Source organism: Polaribacter sp. M10 (assembly GCF_054968445.1).
The window spans coordinates 141789-161997 of record NZ_JBSSBG010000003.1 but is presented as its reverse complement, the minus strand read 5'-3'; the positions used below and the strand labels follow the sequence as shown (position 1 = coordinate 161997).

Genomic DNA, 20209 nt, shown 5'->3' with positions numbered 1-20209 from the left:
ATGTAAACCAGTAAAGAATTCTTTACTGGTTTTTTTATTTTTACAAAATGGATAAAATAGAACATATTGGCATTGCTGTAAAAGATTTAGAAAAATCGAATCAGCTATTTGCAGTGCTTTTTGGTGAAAAGCATTACAAAACAGAAGAAGTTTTATCAGAAGGCGTAAAAACCTCTTTTTTTAAAACGGGTCCTAACAAAATTGAATTGCTTCAGGCCACAAATGCAGAGAGTCCAATTGCTAAATTTATCGATAAAAAAGGAGAAGGAATTCATCATATTGCTTTTGCAGTAAATGATATTATTTCAGAAATAAAAAGACTAAAAAAAGAAGGATTTATCATTTTAAATGAAACTCCAAAAAAAGGTGCAGACAATAAATTAGTCGCTTTTTTGCATCCAAAAAGTACAAATGGAGTTCTAATTGAATTGTGCCAAGAAATCAATTAGTTAAAATACTGCAAAGTCTTACTATCAACTGAATCGTAATTATTATCTTGCAACGATTTTTAACAGTTAATTAATGTCATCAAAATTTGACTCTTATCAAAAAAGACGCTTAACATCTTCTTACATTTCAGTTGTAATTAGTATTGCTTTGGTGCTTTTTATGGTTGGTATTTTAGGGTTGATATTATTAAAATCTACAAAAGCAGCGAATTACATTAAAGAAAAAGTTGCAATTACATTGTTTATCAAAGACAACGTAACTCAAAAACAAATAAAAACCTTTAGAGAATCTTTACTAACAGAAGAATTTACTAAAAAGGCAATTTATACAAGCAAAGCTCAAGCAGCAAAAAAGTATAGCGAAGAAATTGGCGAAGATTTCTTAACGTTTTTAGGAGAAAATCCTTTAAAAAACGGAATAGATATTTACTTAAAGGCAGATTTTGTTACACCAGAAAAAATTGAAGAGTTAGAAAAAAGATTTTCTAAAAATGCTTTTGTTGCTGATGTTTCTTACGACAAACCTTTAATTAATTTGTTAACTAAAAACATCAACAGAATTAGTTTTTGGCTTTTAGTTTTAAGCGGATTTTTTAGTTTAATTGCAATGATATTAATTAACAGTTCAATTAGATTATCAATTTATTCGAAAAGATTTAACATTAAAACCATGCAAATGGTAGGTGCTACCAAAAGTTTTATTCGCAGACCCTTTATTTGGCGAAGCATAAAATTAGGAATGATTGGCGCATTTATAGCGCTAATTGGTTTAGGTGTTGTAGTGTATTATTTAGACAAATACATACCAAGTTTAGACTTTTTAGAAGATTATATTACTCTAGGTTATATTGCAATTGGTGTAATTTTATCAGCATTTATCATCACCTGGATTAGTACATTTTTTGCAACTCAACGTTTTTTAAATTTAAAAACAGACGAACTTTATTATTAATAAATATGAAAAAAGAAATTAATCAAGAGCAAGAATTTTTATTCGGTAAAAAAAACTATATCATTATGCTTATTGGTATTGTTTTTATTACTTTAGGATTTATTTTTATGTCTGGAGGTGGTAGTGATGATCCTAACGTTTTTAACGAAGAAATCTACAATTGGCAACGAATTCGTTTGGCGCCAACTTTAGTAATTATAGGACTTGGAATAGAAATTTATGCAATATTAGTAGACCCAAAAAAATAAGCTATGGATGTTTTAGAAGCAATTATTCTTGGAATAGTACAAGGATTAACCGAATTTTTACCAGTATCATCTAGTGGTCATTTAGAATTAGCAAAAGCTATTTTAGGTGATACTTCTGTACCCGAAGAAAGTTTAACTTTTACAGTAGTTTTGCACTTTGCAACTGCTTTAAGTACTTTGGTTATTTTTAGAAAAGAAGTGGCAGAAATTTTAAAAGGATTATTCCAATTTAAATGGAATGATGAATTTAAATTTTCTATAAAAATTATCATTTCTATGATACCTGCTGTTATTGTAGGTTTACTTTTCGAAGAACAATTAGAATCGTTTTTTGGGGGTAAAATTTTATTAGTGGGTGTTATGTTATTGGTTACTGCTGTACTTTTATTGTTGGCAGACAAAGCTAAAAATACTAACAAAGAAGTTTCTTTTGTAAATGCAGTAATTATTGGGGTTTCTCAGGCAATAGCAATGTTACCTGGTATTTCTAGATCTGGAGCAACCATTTCTACCTCTGTATTATTAGGAATTGATAGAACAAGAGCAGCTCGTTTTTCTTTTTTAATGGTAGTTCCGTTAATTTTTGGAAAAATTGGAAAAGATGTTTTAGGAGGCGATTTAAATTTTCAATCTTCAGAAATGATAGGAATTTCAGCAGGATTTATAGCTGCATTTTTATCTGGTTTATTAGCTTGTAAATGGATGATTGCTTTGGTTAAAAAGAGTAAATTATCTTACTTTTCATTATACTGTGCAATTGTAGGTATTATTGCAATTGGGTATGCTTTGTTAAGCTAAGCTTCTTGTTATTTCTGCAAAAGCAGGAATCTACTTATAAATATGAACAATACTTGTGATTAAAACAGAAGAAGATTATAAAAATGGTCAGGTTTTATTGGTTGATAAACCGTTAACTTGGACCTCTTTTCAGGTTGTAAATAAAATCCGTTGGCATATTAAGCAACGTTTTAATATCAAAAAAATAAAAGTAGGTCATGCAGGTACTTTAGATCCGCTTGCAACAGGTTTATTAATTATTTGTACAGGTAAGCAAACTAAAGAAATAAACACGTATCAAGGTCAAATAAAAGAATATACAGGCACTATAACTTTAGGTGAAACAACACCAAGTTACGATTTAGAAACTGAGGTTAACGAGACTTTTGCTACAGAACATATTACAGAAGCTTTATTAAAAGAAACTACACAACAATTTATTGGTAATATTCAGCAAAAACCACCTATTTTTTCTGCTATAAAAAAAGACGGAAAACGTTTGTATGAGTTAGCTAGAAAAGGTGAAACTACTGAAATAAAATCAAGAGAAATAACAATTTCTGAATTCGAAATTACAAATATTAATTTACCAAAAGTTGATTTTAGAGTGGTTTGTAGCAAAGGAACTTACATCCGTTCTTTAGCTTACGATTTCGGAAATGCGCTAAATTCTGGTGCACATTTATCTGCATTAAGAAGAACAAAAATTGGTAATTTTTCTGTAGATAATGCAGTTTCTATTGAGAAATTTATAGAAGAGTTGGTGTAATTATAATTTATTCTAAGTTTGTAAAATAGCTTGTAATACCAGTTAAAATACTTTGTACTGCATAAGCTGCTAAAATTAATCCCATAATTTTGCTAATTACAGTAATTCCATAGTTTCCAATACGTTTTTGTAACAAATTTGCACCTAAAAGAATACTACAAGTAATGCCAATTACTAATAAAACAATTGCAGTTGTTATTACTTGTTGTTGAATTGTATAAAGATGATTATCAGTCATTAAAACAACAGCCATAATTGCACCTGGAGATGCTATAGATGGTATTGCTACAGGAAAAATAGTTACATGTTTATAATCGGTAATTCCGTTTTTTTCGAGCTCAGGTTTGCCATCACCAAAAATCATAGTTAGGGCAAACAAAAATAAAATTACACCACCAGAAATTTGAAAAGCATCTAAAGAAACAGACATGCCTTCTAGAATTAATTGCCCAATTACAATAAAAAATAAAAGAATTAAAAATGCAATTACAGAAGCACGAATCGCAATTTTTTTCTTGTATTTTAAATCGAATTCTTTGGTAGCTTCTAGATAAACAGGTATAGTTCCTACAGGATCTATTACAGCAAATACAAAAAAAATGGTTGTTAAAAATTCTGCCATTTTAGTTTATTCTATACGTTTAGCTTGTGTTGTAAAAGATAATCCTTGTTGACTCATTGTTGATGTCATTACTGCTTCAAAAATAGGTTCTGGAGTATTTTTTTGCTTTTTCCACTCAAAAATAAAATTAGAACCAGTACCACCAGTTACGTCTTTTTCTCCAATTATGATTTCTGTGGTTTCTAATGGAGCAATAAAAATAGGATAATCAAAATATTTTCGAATCGATTTGCCTTCTGTATCAAAATATTCAGCTTTTAAAAGATAAATGGTATCTAAATCGCTTGTGTTTCTTAAACTCACCATCGATGTTAGACTGATTTTTTTACTATCAGTAAAACTGTAAATTTCAGAATAAATAGAAAGGTAAGATTTTCCGTATTCTAAAGAATCTTTTAAAACATGGTTAATTTTTCGTTTCGACCAGTTTTCTGAATTTAAAGTATCCTTTCTATTTTTTTTCTCACAGTTAAAAACCAGGAACACTAAAACTAATACAAGATATTTTGGTTTCATAATGTCGATATTTTCAAATTTCAAACAATTTAATTCATATCATCAAATATATTGTATTTTGCTTAGATATTTTTTGTTACGTATTTTTTGTTTATCCTAAATAATAGCGCAAAACGTCTGTTCTAGATTTGTTTTGTAAACGTTTAATAGCTTTTTGTTTTACTTGCCTTACACGTTCTCTAGTTAAATCGAAAGTTTCTCCAATTTCACTTAAACTCGAAGGTCTTTGGTTGCCCAAACCATAAAACATTTTAATTACGTTGGCTTCTTTATGGGTAAGTGTGTTTAAAGCCCTTTCAATTTCTGTACTTAAAGACTCTTTCATTAGCTTTTTATCGGGTCTAGGAAACTCATCTGTTTTTAAAACATTATATAAATTTGCATCTTCACCTTCTTTAAAAGGCGCATCCATAGAAAGGTGTTTGCCAGAATTTTTCATAGATTGTGCAACACTGCTTACTGTAGTATCTAGCTCATTTGCAATTTCTACATAAGTGGGTATTCTTTCGTTTTGTTGCTCTAATTTAGAGTATACTTTTTTAATTTTACTAATGCTACCAATTTTATTCAGAGGCAAACGCACAATTCTAGATTGCTCTGCTAAAGCAGACATTATCGATTGACGAACCCACCAAACTGCATAAGAAATAAATTTAAAACCTCTTGTTTCATCAAAACGTTTGGCTGCTTTTACCAAACCTAAATTACCTTCATTAATTAAATCAGACAATTTTAAACCTTGTCCTTGGTATTGTTTTGCAACAGAAACCACAAAACGTAAATTAGCTTTTACCAATTTATCTAAAGCTCTGTCATCTCCTTTTTTTATTTTTAAAGCCAGTTCAACTTCTTCATCAGCAGTGATTAAGCCTATTTTACTAATTTCTTGAAAATATTTTTCTAAGGATTTTGCATCACGATTGGTGACTTGTTTTACAATTTTTAGCTGTCTCATAAATATGTTTTTTTTTGATGTTTGAAAGGTGAAATTTTACAAATAGGTTGTAACAATTAAACTTGTTAGTAAAGTGTATAAATTGTGATTGATGATGTAGAATTCAGAAAAACTAGAAAACAAAATTTGAAGAAGAATCAGTAGCATTCTGACTATTTATAATGATGCTTTGCTGATGTAATTTTGAGTTTTTCATAGAATTCGAAATTACACAAAATAAGTCGATTTTGCTAAGAAAACAGTGTTTATTATTTGTTTTTAATCAAATTTGATTAAAAAATGACCATTTTTAGTTTTTTTTTGATTGGATTAACAATCAAATCATTTGCGTTAAAATTAAGTTTATTCATACATTAATTTTGTAAGGAATAAAAAACAATAGCAACAATGAAACTTAAATATAAACTTAAAATAATTTTAATAGCAACTGTAGTACTCATGAGTGCTTGTAATTCTAAAAAAGAACAAAAAACAGATTTTATAGATAATTCTGATGTAGTTTTTATAGAATTAGAAAATGGTGAGACTGAAATTATCAGAAAAAATTACGAAGATGGTTTTGTTTTTGAAAACTGGAACGCATATAACATGGCAAATGCTCAGCTATTAAGAATGGAGAATGATGAGTTTAAAATATCGAAAAACAGAATTATATATTTAAAGAAGTTTGTAAATAACCTTTCTGAAACCATACCAAGTTGGCTAGAAACTAATGAAGTACAAGAAGAAATAAATGATATAGAAGAAGAATTTGCTGTTTTAATTGATGAGTTAAACGAATCTACCCAACAAATAAGAGCCAATTGTAAAGAGTTAAATAAAGAATTTAAAGACTTAAGAAAAGATATTAATGAAAGAGTAGAAGATTATACTAATAGCTAATTTTTTTAACTGAAAAAGAAAAGTAAAAAGCCGTTTCAAAATGTTTTGAAACGGCTTTTATATTTTAAAAGTTTTTAATTAAAAACGAAAAGTAGCGCCAACTAAAAAGTTTCTGGTGGCTTGCGGATAGTAACCTGCATAATCAATTGTAGTTATAACTCCAGCAACAGACCAATCATCATCATAAATTCCATAATAACCTCTATCTACATATTCAGTATTAAAAATATTATTTACTAAAGCTGTTAACGTAATCGATTTAAAGATTTTATTTGGTTTTATTTGATAAACAATATTTAAATCGCTTGTAAAAAATGAGTCTAAAACATCATTTTCAGAAATAGCACTACTAAAGTTGCTCATAAACTGTTTGCCTACAAATTTTGATAAAAATGAGATTTGTAAGTTTTCTATTGGGTTGTAATTAAACATATTACCAACTACAACATCTGGCGAAAAAGAAATATCTGTGTTCCCTAATGCAGTAGGATTTGCGTTTCCATCTCTAGTAACAAAGAAATCTCTGTTTTTATTAGAACTAAAAGCAGCATTTGGTTTTATAGAAAATTTATTAGAGATTTTAATATCTGCATCAATTTCTAAACCTAAACGATAACTACTACCAGAAGTGGCTCTTATAGGCGCTCCAACATCATCTAAAGCTCCAGTTAAAACCAACTGATTTTTATAATCCATATAGTAGATATTTGTGTTTAGTTTAATAGTTGGTTTGTTTAAACGCCATCCAAATTCTAAATCGTTTAACGTTTCAGGAGTGGTAACTCCGCCTTCAAAATCGTTTCTATTTGGCTCTCTGTTTGCCACCGCAAAAGAAGTATATAATTTATTACTACTGTTAATTTTATAGGTTAACCCAAATTTTGGATTAAAGAAACTAAAACTAGCATCTACATCAATTGCATCTCTATCAGAAGTTAAGCCTGCAGTTTGGTAATTTACAAACCTACCTTGTAAATCTGCATAGCCAGAAAGATTTTCGCTAATGCTAAATGTTGCTTTGGTAAACACAGAAAAATCTGTTTTTTTGGCATCAGAAAAATAATAACGATCTCTAATGTTAGTATTTGCAGCTAACTCAGAACCCCAAATAACTTCACCAAAATGATCTCCAGTATAATTAGAATACGAAATTCCTGAAATTAAGCTTAAGTGATCTGTTTTGTAATTGGTATTAAAATTTACTACATAAAAATCATTTTCTAGCCAGCGTCTTACAATTACATCAGAACCATCAACAATTAAGTTATTAAAATCAGCAGCATCTTCTTCATCTTTATATTGTTCAAAAAAACCAGCTCCTTTTGTGTAGTTTAATCCTAAATTTGTAGACCAATTGTCGTTTAATTTTTCATTCCAATGCAATTGATAATGATTTTGTTCATAATCATCTACTTCGTTATCATAAGTATACGGATTTTGTCTTCTGTCTGCAGCTAATTCATCTGCAGTTAAACCATACCAAGCTTGATACGTTTTTTCTTTTCCGCCAAACGTAATTGCTTTTATCAAAGTATTATCATCTGTATAACTACCTTGTAAATAGTAAGATTTTAAATCTGACGTAGCTCTATCTACGTAACCATCAGAATAAATATTAGACAAACGTCCTGCAATTTCTATATGATCGTTAATTTTACCAGTACTAAATTTTACAGTATGTTTTCTGGTGTTGTAAGAGCCAAAAGAGTTCGAAATTTCTCCAAAAGCTTCATCAGAAACAGCATCTGTTAAAATATTTAAACTTGCCCCAAAAGCTCCAGAACCGTTTGTTGATGTACCAACACCTCTTTGCAATTGTAAATTTTGTGTAGACGAAGCAAAATCACCTAAATTCACCCAAAAAGTTCCATGACTTTCTGCATCATTATAAGGAATTCCGTTTACAGTTACATTAATTCTTTCTCCATTAGAACCACGCACACTCATATACGTATACCCAACTCCAGCACCTGCATCTGAAGAAGAAACCACAGAAGGCATATAGTTTAATAAAACTGGGATGTCTTGTCCTAAATTACGTTTGGCAATTTCTTTTTTTGATAAATTAGAGAAGGTTACTGGCACATCTGTATTTGCACGAACCGCAGAAACCAAAACTTCTTCCAAAACAGTTTCATCTTGTTTTAAAATGATGTCATAATCTTCATTTTGGTTGATGATAATTTTGTCTGAAATTGTTTTGTAACCTAAAAACGAAACCTCTAAAGTATACGTTCCTTTTGCTAATTTTAAACTAAAATTACCATTAAAATCTGTGGATGTTCCTAGTTTATTTTCTTTAACTAGGACTGATGCTCCTGTTAAAGGTTTTTTGTTTTCATCGTATACAGTTCCTTTTACAGTATAAGATTGGGCGTTTGCAATAATACTTGCAAACAAGAATAAAAAAAAGATAATTTTTTTCATTTTAAAAAATTTAAAACGAATAAAAAGAGGTAATTATTCTTGTGATTAAAATTGAATAATTGTTATTGTAATTACGATTGTTGTTTATAAGAATTTTACCTTTTACTTAAAGATTGCTTCTTTTAGATCGAAATTACGTTAAAATCCCTAAACAGCATTACCTGTTCTAGGTTCATTGGGTATGATCTCAGCCTTTAAAAGTTAAAAGTTTGTAAGTTAAAAAGTCTGATTAGACTCTAAACCAAAAACTAAAAACTGTAATTAGCACCCCTTTATGAGAACGCTGCAAAATTAAGTGCTAAAAATTTCTTATGAAATAGAAATGTGATTTTTTTTTCAATGTAAATTTTATCCAGATGAATCAAGTTCAATTTAGCATATGGTGTACTATATAGTGCAATACAGCACATTTTCGTTTTGATTTATCAATAAATTTGTAGTTCACTAAAGAGTGTTTTTGTTTATAATAATAAAAAATGCTTTGTTTTAATTATACCAATCAATGAAAATATCACATAAAATAATTTGCCTAACTTTTATGTTGGCAATAGGCTTACCAATACAAGCCCAAGAAAAAGAAAGCGGATTAGATAAATTTGTAGAGTATTTTACATTTTATCCAAACAAAGATAAAGTAGCACAAGATTCTACTTTGTATTTATCAAAAATTATTACAGCACCTATTTTAAGTTACTCTCCAGAAACGAGTTTGGGTTTTGGAGTTGGTGCAAAATATTTATTTAAGTTTAAAGGAAGTGGAGAAGAAACAAGAACATCTAATATGCCAGTTTCTTTGTTGTATACCTTAAACAATCAGTTTTTTGTTTTCTCTGGATTCGAGATTTTTACCAATCAAGAAAAATGGGTGATTTCTGGTAATATTATTTTTCAGAATTATCCAAGATTGTACTATGGAATTGGTCAAAATTCACCAGAAACAAACGAAGAAATTTACGATAATTATCAATTTTTATTCGAACCTATTTTATTAAAACAAGCATTTACACGATATCTGTTTTTAGGAGGTGGTTTGCGCTACAATAAAATTTATAAAACTAAAATAGAATCCAATAAATTATTAGCTACTAATCAACCTTCAGGTTTTGATGGCTCAACTTCTGTGGGTTTTGAGTTGGCTGCTTTGTATGATAGTAGAGATAATATTTTAAATGCTTCTAAAGGTTGGTATCTAGAATTAACCAAAGGTTTTTATGGAACTGCTTTAGGAGGTACTCATCAATTTGAGTTAACACGTTTTGATTTAAGACATTATTTAAAAATATCTCAAAAGAATGATGATGTTTTGGCTTTTCAGGCTATTGGACATTTTGCAAATGGAGATACACCTTTGTCTGAATTGGCACTTTTTGGAAGTGAAGAAATGATGCGTGGTTATATAGAAGGTAGATATATAGAAGAAAATTTACTGGCAGCACAAGTAGAATATAGAAAAACGTTTAAAGACAGTCGTTTTGGAATGGTTGCTTTTTTAGGAGCAGGAGACGTGTTTAACAAATCGAAAGATTTAAGTTTAAATGATATAAAATTGAACTATGGAGTAGGATTGCGTTTTATGTTGGATAAAAAAGAAAAATTAAATATCAGGTTCGATTACGGAATGGGTAGCGAAACTGATGGAAACTTTTATGTAAATATTGCAGAAGCGTATTAGAATTTTAATCGAGTCTTGGTTTTTTACGCAAGGCTTTTTTAAGCGATTTTCGTTTATTTTTCTCAGCATTTTTTAAAATTGAAGATCTACTAGGTTTGGTAGGTCTTCTTTTTTTTGGTTTCACCAAGTTGGTTTTTATCAATTCTAAAAAACGTTTTATGGCTAGTTCTTTATTTTTATGTTGCGATCGTGTTTCTTCGCAAAAAAGAATCAAGAAATTTTCTTTGGTAAGTTTAGAAGCTAATTTGGTTTTTAGCAGTGTTTTTTCATCTTCGGATAAAGAGAGTGAGTTTTCTAAATCGAAAGTCAATTCTATTTTAGATGATGTTTTATTTACGTGTTGCCCACCAGCACCAGAACTTCTGATGGCTTTGAAGTTTAATTCGTTTATTAATTGATGTTTTCTAAGATCATTCAATATTAGCAATAATTTTTATACCTGTAATTTTTGAGGTAAAATTAGTTCTTTTTCAATATTAATTCGTCAATTACTTTAATGGCTTTTTTTAATCGATTTTCTTTGTTGCCTTTTAAGGTTACATAATTTCGATTGTGTTCTATTAAAGCATTTTCAAATGCCGTAAACATTTCTAATCGTTGTTCGGGTCTGTCTCTTATATCATCTGCTTCCCAAGGCGTGTCTATATAGGTTAATAAATACAAATTATATTGATTTATTTTGGCTGCTTCATTTAATTTTTCATCAACAAAACCCCCATAAAATTCTTGAGAATAGATTTTTGTTTCTAATAAATCTGTATCGCAAATTAATATTTGGTTAGCTTTTTGGGCTAGCTTATTTTCGAGGTTCATTTGCCCAATTGCAATCGGTATTAAATCGGATACTTCACAAGTTTTCTTTTCGATATTCCATTTATCTTGCAAGTATTCTCTTGCATATTCAGGTACCCAAACTGTATTGTAATATTCTGCTAATTGTCTAGAAAGTGTTGTTTTTCCAGTAGATTCTGGTCCGAACAAAACTATTTTTACAACGTTTATTGGGGTTTGTCTAAGCTTTTCTTCCATGCTAAATAACCTTGAATTGCTAAAATAGTAAAAATCAAATATTGTAAAGATAACATTCCTAAACCTCTGTATGCATAAAGAGGTATTGTAATTAGATCAGCAAATATCCAAAGCGTCCAATTTTCTATTTTTTTAGTAGCCATAAACCACATTGCAGTAAAGAAAATACCCGATGTAAAAATATCAATGTAGTTTTCGGTTTTTATTTCGTAATCAAATTTTACATAGACCATATAAGTAACTATCATTGTTAAAATAACTAAAATCAATCCGATAATTTTTTCTTTAGTTGTGGTTCTAGTTATAGGTACCAAAATTTCATCACCTTTTTTTCTAGACCAGTTCCACCAACCATAAATACTCATTATAGAATAGTAGAAATTCATCATCATATCTCCAAAATATTGAGCTTTATAAAGCAAATAGACAGATATTACTGTAGCTACTAAGCCTGTTGGATAAACTAAAATGTTTTCTTTTTTGGCAAACCAAACACTTGCAATGCCAAAAAAGAAAGCAAGGGCTTCTAAAACAATAGCTGTTGTTGAAGTATTTTGATACTGTTCTAAAAAAAAAATAAAAATTTGATTCATAATTATTTCTACCAGATTTTACAATTTTAATTAAATAACATTCCTTGATTTTAAAATGGTGTTTAATTACTTTATTTTAAAAAGCCATTATAATACATTATAGGAGTTTTTGAAAATACCATAAATTTTGGTGTTAAAATCGTTTTGTAAAATTTACAATATAATTTTTAGCATTATTATGTAAAGGTATACAGGCTTAATGCTATAGAAATATTCATCTAAAATTAATTTAGACATCAAAAGTACACTATTTTAAAATTATTGTTCAGGATAGAGCAGGATAATTAACCTTTTAAATGCTAGTATTTTGTAATAAATTTTAAATTTTATGGTTAAGAAAAGTATTGTTTTTTTAGTTTTTATTCTTTTTGTAAACAATATTTCTTCTCAAAAGCAGATAGAAAAACTAGATCGAGGAGTACTTGCAGTAAGAACATCTAGCACAAAAGTATTAATCAGTTGGCGAATATTTGGAGATGAGTTCGAAAATGCTACTTATAACTTATACAGAGGAACAATTAAGTTAAATAATCAACCCATTGATGGCGCAAGTAACTATGTAGATGAAACCAGCCAAGATACTACTTACAGAGTAGCTGCTATTATTAATGGAGAAGAACAAGAATTATCTAAACCAACAATGGTATGGAGTGATATTTATAAACAAATACCAATAACTGCTCCATTAGGAGGTGTTACACCAGATAATGTTACCTATACTTATGAGGCAAACGATGCATCTATTGGAGATTTAGACGGAGATGGTCAACTAGATATAGTTTTAAAGTGGCAGCCAACTAATGCAAAAGATAATGCCCATGGTGGTTATACAGGAAATACCTTTCTTCAGGGTTTAAGTATAGAAGGTACGGTTTTATGGACTATTGATTTAGGAAAAAATATTCGTTCAGGTGCACACTATACACAGTTTATGGTTTATGATTTAGATGGAAATGGTAAAGCAGAAGTAGCTTGTAAAACTGCAGATGGCACTATTGATGGTGTTGGAACAATTTTGGGAGATGAAAATGCAGATTTTAGAAATTCAAATGGATATATATTATCTGGACCAGAATATTTGAGTTTGTTTAATGGACAAACAGGAGCTTTTATAGATACGATAGAATACATTCCTGCAAGAGGTTCTGTATCTAGTTGGGGAGACAATTACGGTAACAGAGTAGATCGATTTTTGGCATGCGTTGCATATCTTGATGGCCAAAAGCCAAGCTTAGTTTTCGCAAGAGGATATTATACAAGAACCGTTTTAGCTGCTTTTGATTATAGAGATGGAAATTTTTTAAACCGTTGGATATTTGATTCAAATGCAAACGGAAATAGTGAATATGCAGGACAGGGTAACCACAGTATTACTGTTGGAGATGTGGATAAAGATGGAAAAGATGAAATAGTATATGGCTCTATGGTTGTAGATGATGATGGAACAGGCCTATACTCAACAGGATTAGGGCATGGAGATGCTAGTCATTTAGGAGACTTTGACCCTTTACATGACGGCTTAGAATATTTTATGGTACATGAAGAAGCAAATAATCCAAATATTCCTCAGATTGATTATAGAAACCCTCAAACAGGAGACATGTTTTGGACAGTAGATGGAAGTGGAGATATAGGTAGAGGTGTAATTGCAGATATAGACCCCAATTATCTTGGTGCAGAAATGTGGGCATCAAATGGAAGTGGAATTTATAATATTACAGGAGATATAATATCTACAACATACCCAACATCTGCGGGTAATACAAGAACTTACAATATGCTAGCTTGGTATGATGGAGATTTATTAAGAGAATTGGTAGATAGAACTGTAATTACAAAATGGAATTCAAATCGTGGAAGTACTGATAGAATTTTAACATCTTATAATTATGATAATCTTTCTTTGTCTAGCAATAATGGTTCAAAATCAAATCCAAGCTTAATAGTTGATATTTTAGGAGATTGGAGAGAAGAAATAATTTATCGCAAGAGTAATAATACACAATTAGTTATCATGTCTTCTCCACATCAAACCACTGAGCGCTTGTTTACTTTATTACACGATCCTTTATATAGAACTAGTATAGCTTGGCAAAATGTGGGATATAATCAGCCAGCACACACTAGTTTTTATTTAGGAGTAGGTATGCAAAAGCCAGCAATACCAAATATTTACTATCCAGAAGATCAAGCCTTATTTACTGATGATAATTTAGACTTAAATAAGTCGATTAAATTCTTTCCAAATCCTACAAAGAATATTGTAAATATAGAAGGTTTAGATAAGGGAATTATTCAGGTTTATAATGTTTTAGGAAAAGAATTATTAAAAATCGACGCAAGTAAAAGTAAAATTATAAATCTAAATGGAAACCCTAAAGGTTTATATCTTGTAAAAGTTACCCAAGAAAACAGAGTAAAAACATTTAAAATTCTTTTAAAATAGTATTGTTTCATAAAAAAAAAAGCAATTTTAGAAGATTTTTTATTAAAGAATAGAAAAGATAGTAAGTTGCCAACAAAATTACTAAAGATGTTACAAAATGTTTATTAAACATTCTTCAGTAGGTTTTTCTAAAATTTTATAAAAACTATTCTTTTTTTAATTTTCTGTAGTTTTTTGGTGATATTCCCATTGTTTTAGAAAACATTCGACTAAAATAAAAAGGATCTTTATAGCCAACTAAATTTGCTATTTCGTTAATTCTTAAAGAGCTAAAATTAAGCAGGTTAGAGGCTTGTTGAATTCTTAAAGCTGTTAGATACTCTAAAGGTGTTGTAGATGTTCTTTGTTTAAATAGCAATGAAAATTGAGAAATAGATAAATTTACATGTGAAGAAATTTTATTTAAACTTAACTTTTCTGTAATATTTTCTTTCATAAAACTGATGCTTTTTTCTATTCGATCATGTTTGTTGTATTCATTTATTTTTCTAAACTGAGATAAATATCTAAATGAACCTAACATATGCAATAAGCAAATATTTGCATACTCTAAATTATCTAGCGAATATCCCATTTCTAAATTTTTAAAAATTTCTTCAAAAAGTAAAATTCTATCATTATATCTAGAATTGGTATTAGGGTTAATTTCAACTTTTTTGTTGGGGTGGTTTATAAAAAAATGTGCTTTAGAACCAATAAAATGAATCCAATAAATACTCCATGGATTTTTAGTGTCACTTCCGTATTTATGAGGTGTGTTTGAAGATATAATTACATACTCATTTTTTAATAAAAATTGTTTTTTATTATCAATTTCTACCCAACCTTTTCCATCTGTACAGTAGAGTAGAATGTTTTCATTGCACCCTTTTTTTCTATTAGTATAATGGTTTTCGGCTTTTTTATAATATCCAATATCAGTAACAAAAAGAGAATTTGTAAGTTCGTTTATTGTAAGTTTTTTAATTATTTCACTAGGTAAAATAATTGTTTTACTTTCTTTAAATAAAGCTTTTTTATTCATAAACTAAAAGTATTAAAATTAATAATATAATCCATTTTTTTCTAAAAATAATCTATTTTCTAAAATTATTTTATGCTCTATTTTTGTTTAGTTCACAAAATAAATATAAGTGTGTAATGAGAGAAAGAAATAAAATTAATTATCGCTTTTTATTAAGTATATCTTTAATAACTGCTATGGGTGGGTTATTATTTGGTTACGATTGGGTGGTTATTGGTGGGGCAAAACCATTTTATGAAAAATTCTTTGATATCACAAATTCTCCAGCACTTAAAGGTTGGGCAATGAGTTGTGCTTTAATAGGTTGTTTGTTAGGTGCTATTTGTTCTGGTATACTTAGTGATAAGTATGGTAGAAAAAAACTTTTAATATTTGCTGCTTTATTGTTTGTTATTTCTGCCTACGGAACAGGTGCAGCTAACAATTTTACGTTTTTCATTATTTATAGAATTGTTGGAGGTATAGGTATTGGTTTGGCTTCTAACTTGTCTCCAATGTACATTGCAGAAATTTCACCAAGTGAAACTCGAGGTCGTTTTGTTTCTTTAAATCAGTTAACAATTGTTGCAGGTATTTTAGTGGCCCAATTAGCCAATTGGCTAATAGCAGAACCTGTACCTGAAAATATAACTAATTTAGAAATGATTAATTCTTGGAACGGACAAAGTGGCTGGCGTTGGATGTTTTGGATGGAGCTGATTCCTGCAGGTCTTTTCTTTCTATTTATGTTTTTTGTTCCAGAAAGCCCCAGATGGTTAATTAGTAACGGAAAATCAGAAAAAGCTAAAAATATTTTATCTAAAGTAGGAGGGAAAAGGTATGCGGATATCGAAATAAATAGTATTGAAAAGACAAATAATGCAGACATAAAATATAAACAAAACTTTAAAAAATTATTAGAACCAGGTTTAAGAAAAGTAATTATTATAGGTGTACTAATTGCTGTTTTTCAGCAATGGTGTGGTATAAATGTTATTTTTAATTATGCAGAAGAAATTTTTAAAGCAGCTGGATACAGCGTTTCAGACATACTTTTTAATATTGTAATTACAGGAAGTGTAAATTTAGTTTTTACGTTTATTGCAATTGCCACAGTAGATCGCTGGGGCAGGCGTTCTTTAATGCTATTTGGTGCAGGCGGTTTAGCTGGTATTTATAGTTTAATGGGGACTGCATACTATTTTCAAATTAGTGGATTACCTCTGTTAATTCTTGTAATATCTGCAATTGCCTGTTACGCCATGTCATTAGCACCAGTAACTTGGGTCGTGCTTTCAGAAATTTTTCCAAATAGAGTTAGAGGCGCAGCCATGTCAATTGCAACAGTTGCTTTGTGGTTAGCTTGTTTTATTTTAACCTATACATTTCCTATTTTAAATACCTTTTTAGGCTCGTATGGAACCTTTTGGTTATATGGATTAATCTCAATTGCAGGGTTTTGGTTCATTTATAAAAACTTACCAGAAACTAAAGGAAAATCTTTAGAATCTATTGAAAAAGAAATTACAAAATAATTTTATAAAAGTATGCGTGTTAAAGTCTGGAGAGAAGCAGTTGTAATACCAACCTATGAAATTGGAGAAGCCGAAAAAAATCCTATATTTTTAGAAAACAGAGTTTATCAAGGTAGCTCTGGTAAAGTGTACCCTTTGCCTATAGTTGAGAAAATAAGCGATACTAAAGTAGATAAAACTTGGCAAGCCATTTATTTAGAAAACGATTTTGTAAAAATCATGATTTTTCCAGAATTAGGAGGGCGAGTGCAGATGGCTTTTGATAAAACTAAAAATCGTCATTTTGTATATTACAATCAAGTAATAAAACCTGCTTTGGTTGGTTTAACAGGGCCATGGATTTCTGGTGGAATAGAATTTAACTGGCCACAGCACCATAGGCCATCAACATACAGCCCTATAGATTCTGATATTGAAGAAAATGAAGATGGCAGTAAAACCGTTTGGTGTAGCGAAATTGAGCAAATGACCAGAACTAAAGGAATGATGGGTTTTACCCTCTATCCAGATAAGGCCTATATGGAAATAAAGGTAAAACTCTACAACCGAACGCCACAATCACAAACTTTTTTATGGTGGGCAAACCCAGCAGTAAAAGTTAACGACCATTATCAATCTGTTTTCCCTCCAGATGTTCATGCTGTTTTCGATCATGGTAAAAAAGACGTATCCGATTTTCCTATAGCAACAGGTACTTATTACAAAGTAGATTATGCTCCTGGAACCGATATTTCAAAGTATAAAAATATTCCTGTACCAACATCATACATGGCCATTAATAGTGCTTATAATTTTGTTGGTGGTTTTGAAAATGACTCTCAAGGCGGTTTGCTTCATGTGGCAGACAATAATATTTCACCAGGAAAAAAACAATGGACCTGGGGTCATGGCGATTTTGGTAAATCTTGGGATTTAAATTTAACAGATGAAGATGGTCCGTATATAGAACTTATGTGTGGTGTGTATACAGATAATCAACCAGATTTTTCTTGGATACACCCATTTGAAGAAAAAACTTTTTCTCAGTATTTTATGCCTTATCGCGACTTAGGTGTCGTTAAAAACGCCACTAAAGAAGCCATGCTTAATCTAGAGTTTGAAGATGAAACAGCCATTATTAAATGCTACACTTTGGGCATATATTCTAATGCTAAAATAGTGTTAAAAGCCAAAAATGAAACTCTTTTTGAAACCATTATAAATGCAACACCAAGAGATTCTTATGAAAATCGAATAACCATTAATCCAGATTTAGAGGTTACCGATTATAACTTAACACTTTTTGATGCTTCTGGGAATGTACTAGTCACCTATCAACCATTAAAAAAAGAAGAAAAAGAAATTCCAGAAGCTGCAAAAGCTGCAAAAGAACCAAAAGAGATTAAAAGTATAGAGCAATTATATTTAAGAGGCCATCATTTAGAACAATATAGGCACGCTACCTTTAAACCAGAAGATTATTATTTGGAAGCATTAAGCAGAGAACCTGGAGATGCCAGATGCAACAATGCTATGGGGGTATTAATGATGAAAAACGGACAATTTAAACAAGCCGAAACTTACTTTAATAAAGCCATTGAAACTCTAACGGAAAAGAATCCAAATCCATACGATGGAGAAGCATATTACAATTTAGGGCAAGCTCTAAAATATCAATATAAATTTGATGAAGCCTATAAAGCATTTTACAAATCTGCTTGGAACGCTGCGTGGCAAGACGCAGCATATTTTCATTTAGCGCAAATAGCCACTATAAAAGACGATTATGTTTTGGCAATAGAATTAGTTGAAAAAGCACTCATTAGAAATTGGCATAACCATAAAGCAAGAACGTTAAAAATTGCCTTATTGCGTAAAACAAAACAACCTAAAAAAGCTATTAACCTTATTAAAGACAGTCTATCTATAGATCGCTTTAATTTTAGCGCAATGTTTGAAAAGTATTTACTTACAGACAATAAAAGTGTTTTACAAGAGTTAAAAACCTTAATGCGTAATAGTATAGATAGCTATATAGAATATGCACTAGATTATGCTGGTTCTGGACTTTATAATGAAGCTGTTTCTTTGTTGAAAATGGGTATAAAAAATTGCAAACCAAACTCTTTAGCCAACTATTATTTAGGGTGGTTAGAAATGCTTAATAATGATACAGAAAAGGCAGTAAACACCTTTAAAAAAGCAAAAACAGTAACTACAGATTACAGTTTTGCATACAGATTAGAGGCTGTATTAGCATTAGAAAGCGCTATTGATAACAGTGAAGATCCTGTAGCGTATTATCACTTAGGAAATCTTTGGTATGATAAAAAACAATACCAGTTGGCAATAAATTGCTGGGAAAAATCAAAAAATTTAAACCCTAATTTCCCAACTGTTCTTAGAAATTTAGCATTGGCGTTTTTCAATAAAAAAAATGATCATAAAAACGCATTAACTGCTCTAGAAAAAGCCTTTAAATTAAATCCTTCAGACGCTAGAGTTTTATTCGAATTAGATTGTTTGTACAAAAGGCTAAATCATCCATTAAAAAAGAGGTTACAATTTTTAGAAAACCAAAAAAAATTGGTAGATGCTAGAGACGATTTATATTTAGAAGTTTGCACATTGCATAATTTATTAGGTAATTATCAAATAGCTTTACAACTTTTAAGTAGTAGGCAATTTCACCCTTGGGAAGGTGGTGAAGGTAAAGTTACAGCTCAATATTTATATGCTTTAATAGCCTTGGCTAGAATTGAAATTAAAAACAATAATTTTGAAAATGCCGTTTCGCTTCTAGAGAAAACCATAAAATATCCAACAAATTTAGGTGAAGGAAAGCTAACAGGTGTTCAAGAAAACGACATACATTTTTGGTTTGCTTGTGCTTATACAGGTTTAGGAAAAACAGAGGTTGCCAATCAATATTTAGTGAAAGCAACAATAGGGCTTTCTGTACCTTCTGCGGCTGTTTTTTACAACGACCAACAGCCAGATAAAATTTTCTATCAAGGCTTAGCTTGTTTAAAATTGAATAAAAATAAAGAGGCTGAAACAAGGTTTAATAATCTAATAAATTACGGAACAACTCATATGAATGATGATATTAAAATAGATTATTTTGCAGTTTCGCTTCCGGATTTATTAATTTGGGAAGACAATTTAAATACTCGAAACAAAATACATTGCAACTATTTAATAGCTTTAGGTAATTTAGGTTTAAATAAGTTAGCTATTGCAAAAAAACAGTTTCAACAAGTTTTAGAATTAGATATTAATCATAGTGGCGCAACAACACATTTAGAGTTGTTAACTAATAATTTTTATAGACAAAATTTAAAGATGCATTAAA

At 29.8% G+C, this 20209-nt stretch carries 18 protein-coding genes; 10 read left to right on the top strand and 8 right to left on the bottom strand.

Translation table 11 applies throughout. From position 1 onward, the window contains the following. Positions 1-47: 47 nt before the first annotated feature. The 5 genes from mce to truB all read left to right on the top strand — a co-directional run bounded on the left by mce (position 48) and on the right by truB (position 3195). A complete protein-coding gene (gene mce, locus ACWYN7_RS05340) occupies positions 48-449 on the top strand; it encodes a methylmalonyl-CoA epimerase (protein WP_462858816.1) in 402 nt (133 codons plus the stop codon). A gap of 73 nt (positions 450-522) precedes the next feature. Further along, positions 523-1401 (top strand): cell division protein FtsX, encoded by an 879-nt coding sequence (locus ACWYN7_RS05335; RefSeq protein WP_462858815.1) that lies wholly within the window; start codon positions 523-525, stop codon positions 1399-1401. Positions 1402-1406: 5 nt separating this feature from the next. Beyond that, entirely contained in the window at positions 1407-1649 is a 243-nt protein-coding gene (locus ACWYN7_RS05330) for a DUF3098 domain-containing protein (protein WP_068356793.1), read from the top strand. Between the two features lie 3 nt (positions 1650-1652). Continuing rightward, a complete protein-coding gene (locus ACWYN7_RS05325; RefSeq protein ID WP_462858814.1) occupies positions 1653-2447 on the top strand; it encodes an undecaprenyl-diphosphate phosphatase in 795 nt (264 codons plus the stop codon). 58 nt (positions 2448-2505) lie between these two features. After that, positions 2506-3195 carry a tRNA pseudouridine(55) synthase TruB gene (truB, locus tag ACWYN7_RS05320; RefSeq protein WP_462858927.1) on the top strand — a complete coding sequence of 230 codons (690 nt, stop codon included), beginning with the start codon at positions 2506-2508 and terminating at the stop codon, positions 3193-3195. A gap of 7 nt (positions 3196-3202) precedes the next feature. On the opposite strand, the gene ACWYN7_RS05315 is transcribed toward truB, so the two are convergent. From ACWYN7_RS05315 to ACWYN7_RS05305, 3 genes are all read right to left on the bottom strand, one after another. Continuing rightward, positions 3203-3817 carry a MarC family protein gene (locus tag ACWYN7_RS05315; RefSeq protein ID WP_462858813.1) on the bottom strand — a complete coding sequence of 205 codons (615 nt, stop codon included), beginning with the start codon at positions 3815-3817 and terminating at the stop codon, positions 3203-3205. Positions 3818-3823: 6 nt separating this feature from the next. Continuing rightward, a complete protein-coding gene (locus ACWYN7_RS05310) occupies positions 3824-4333 on the bottom strand; it encodes a DUF3124 domain-containing protein (RefSeq protein WP_462858812.1) in 510 nt (169 codons plus the stop codon). 91 nt (positions 4334-4424) lie between these two features. Beyond that, complete coding sequence (locus ACWYN7_RS05305) at positions 4425-5288, bottom strand: sigma-70 family RNA polymerase sigma factor (RefSeq protein WP_462858811.1); 864 nt, start codon at positions 5286-5288, stop codon at positions 4425-4427. Positions 5289-5675: 387 nt separating this feature from the next. Between ACWYN7_RS05305 and ACWYN7_RS05300 the strand changes: the two genes are divergently transcribed. Next, the gene (locus tag ACWYN7_RS05300) at positions 5676-6170 is read left to right on the top strand and encodes a hypothetical protein (RefSeq protein ID WP_462858810.1); all 495 of its coding nucleotides are present in this window, start codon (positions 5676-5678) and stop codon (positions 6168-6170) included. 78 nt (positions 6171-6248) lie between these two features. Here ACWYN7_RS05300 and ACWYN7_RS05295 read toward each other — a convergent pair whose 3' ends face one another. Then, positions 6249-8597 (bottom strand): TonB-dependent receptor, encoded by a 2349-nt coding sequence (locus tag ACWYN7_RS05295; protein ID WP_462858809.1) that lies wholly within the window; start codon positions 8595-8597, stop codon positions 6249-6251. Between the two features lie 502 nt (positions 8598-9099). On the opposite strand from ACWYN7_RS05295, the gene ACWYN7_RS05290 reads away from it, so the two are divergent. Then, positions 9100-10269 (top strand): BamA/TamA family outer membrane protein, encoded by a 1170-nt coding sequence (locus ACWYN7_RS05290; RefSeq protein ID WP_462858808.1) that lies wholly within the window; start codon positions 9100-9102, stop codon positions 10267-10269. Between the two features lie 4 nt (positions 10270-10273). On the opposite strand, the gene arfB is transcribed toward ACWYN7_RS05290, so the two are convergent. Genes arfB through pnuC form a run of 3 tightly spaced genes read right to left on the bottom strand, consistent with a single transcriptional unit; the run spans position 10274 to position 11891 of the window. Further along, positions 10274-10687, bottom strand: coding sequence for an alternative ribosome rescue aminoacyl-tRNA hydrolase ArfB (arfB, locus tag ACWYN7_RS05285; RefSeq protein ID WP_462858807.1), 414 nt, complete (start codon positions 10685-10687; stop codon positions 10274-10276). Positions 10688-10728: 41 nt separating this feature from the next. Then, the gene (locus ACWYN7_RS05280; RefSeq protein WP_462858806.1) at positions 10729-11298 is read right to left on the bottom strand and encodes an AAA family ATPase; all 570 of its coding nucleotides are present in this window, start codon (positions 11296-11298) and stop codon (positions 10729-10731) included. Continuing rightward, complete coding sequence (gene pnuC / locus ACWYN7_RS05275) at positions 11268-11891, bottom strand: nicotinamide riboside transporter PnuC (RefSeq protein WP_462858805.1); 624 nt, start codon at positions 11889-11891, stop codon at positions 11268-11270. The genes ACWYN7_RS05280 and pnuC overlap by 31 nt, the downstream gene beginning before the upstream one ends. A 328-nt stretch (positions 11892-12219) precedes the next feature. Between pnuC and ACWYN7_RS05270 the strand changes: the two genes are divergently transcribed. After that, positions 12220-14337, top strand: a complete 2118-nt coding sequence (locus ACWYN7_RS05270; protein WP_462858804.1) for a rhamnogalacturonan lyase family protein — start codon at positions 12220-12222, stop codon at positions 14335-14337. 145 nt (positions 14338-14482) lie between these two features. Here the strand turns inward: ACWYN7_RS05270 and ACWYN7_RS05265 are convergent, their stop codons facing one another. Beyond that, on the bottom strand, positions 14483-15361 hold the full coding sequence (locus ACWYN7_RS05265; RefSeq protein ID WP_462858803.1) for an AraC family transcriptional regulator: 879 nt from the start codon (positions 15359-15361) through the stop codon (positions 14483-14485). Between the two features lie 116 nt (positions 15362-15477). Here ACWYN7_RS05265 and ACWYN7_RS05260 point away from each other — a divergent pair, with 116 nt between their 5' ends. Together ACWYN7_RS05260 and ACWYN7_RS05255 are read left to right on the top strand one after the other, a co-directional pair. After that, a complete protein-coding gene (locus ACWYN7_RS05260; RefSeq protein WP_462858802.1) occupies positions 15478-16875 on the top strand; it encodes a sugar porter family MFS transporter in 1398 nt (465 codons plus the stop codon). 12 nt (positions 16876-16887) lie between these two features. Beyond that, positions 16888-20208, top strand: coding sequence for a DUF5107 domain-containing protein (locus ACWYN7_RS05255; protein WP_462858801.1), 3321 nt, complete (start codon positions 16888-16890; stop codon positions 20206-20208). Position 20209 lies beyond the last annotated feature (1 nt).

Coding starts and splice junctions, on each gene's coding strand:
- ACWYN7_RS05335 (WP_462858815.1), top strand. CDS start 523: ATGTCATCAAAATTTGACTCTTATCAAAAAAGACGCTTAACATCTTCT.
- pnuC (WP_462858805.1), bottom strand. CDS start 11,891: ATGAATCAAATTTTTATTTTTTTTTTAGAACAGTATCAAAATACTTCA.
- ACWYN7_RS05265 (WP_462858803.1), bottom strand. CDS start 15,361: ATGAATAAAAAAGCTTTATTTAAAGAAAGTAAAACAATTATTTTACCT.
- ACWYN7_RS05270 (WP_462858804.1), top strand. CDS start 12,220: ATGGTTAAGAAAAGTATTGTTTTTTTAGTTTTTATTCTTTTTGTAAAC.
- ACWYN7_RS05305 (WP_462858811.1), bottom strand. CDS start 5,288: ATGAGACAGCTAAAAATTGTAAAACAAGTCACCAATCGTGATGCAAAA.
- ACWYN7_RS05310 (WP_462858812.1), bottom strand. CDS start 4,333: ATGAAACCAAAATATCTTGTATTAGTTTTAGTGTTCCTGGTTTTTAAC.
- ACWYN7_RS05280 (WP_462858806.1), bottom strand. CDS start 11,298: ATGGAAGAAAAGCTTAGACAAACCCCAATAAACGTTGTAAAAATAGTT.
- mce (WP_462858816.1), top strand. CDS start 48: ATGGATAAAATAGAACATATTGGCATTGCTGTAAAAGATTTAGAAAAA.
- ACWYN7_RS05255 (WP_462858801.1), top strand. CDS start 16,888: ATGCGTGTTAAAGTCTGGAGAGAAGCAGTTGTAATACCAACCTATGAA.
- ACWYN7_RS05260 (WP_462858802.1), top strand. CDS start 15,478: ATGAGAGAAAGAAATAAAATTAATTATCGCTTTTTATTAAGTATATCT.
- ACWYN7_RS05295 (WP_462858809.1), bottom strand. CDS start 8,597: ATGAAAAAAATTATCTTTTTTTTATTCTTGTTTGCAAGTATTATTGCA.
- ACWYN7_RS05290 (WP_462858808.1), top strand. CDS start 9,100: ATGAAAATATCACATAAAATAATTTGCCTAACTTTTATGTTGGCAATA.
- ACWYN7_RS05315 (WP_462858813.1), bottom strand. CDS start 3,817: ATGGCAGAATTTTTAACAACCATTTTTTTTGTATTTGCTGTAATAGAT.
- ACWYN7_RS05325 (WP_462858814.1), top strand. CDS start 1,653: ATGGATGTTTTAGAAGCAATTATTCTTGGAATAGTACAAGGATTAACC.
- ACWYN7_RS05330 (WP_068356793.1), top strand. CDS start 1,407: ATGAAAAAAGAAATTAATCAAGAGCAAGAATTTTTATTCGGTAAAAAA.
- ACWYN7_RS05300 (WP_462858810.1), top strand. CDS start 5,676: ATGAAACTTAAATATAAACTTAAAATAATTTTAATAGCAACTGTAGTA.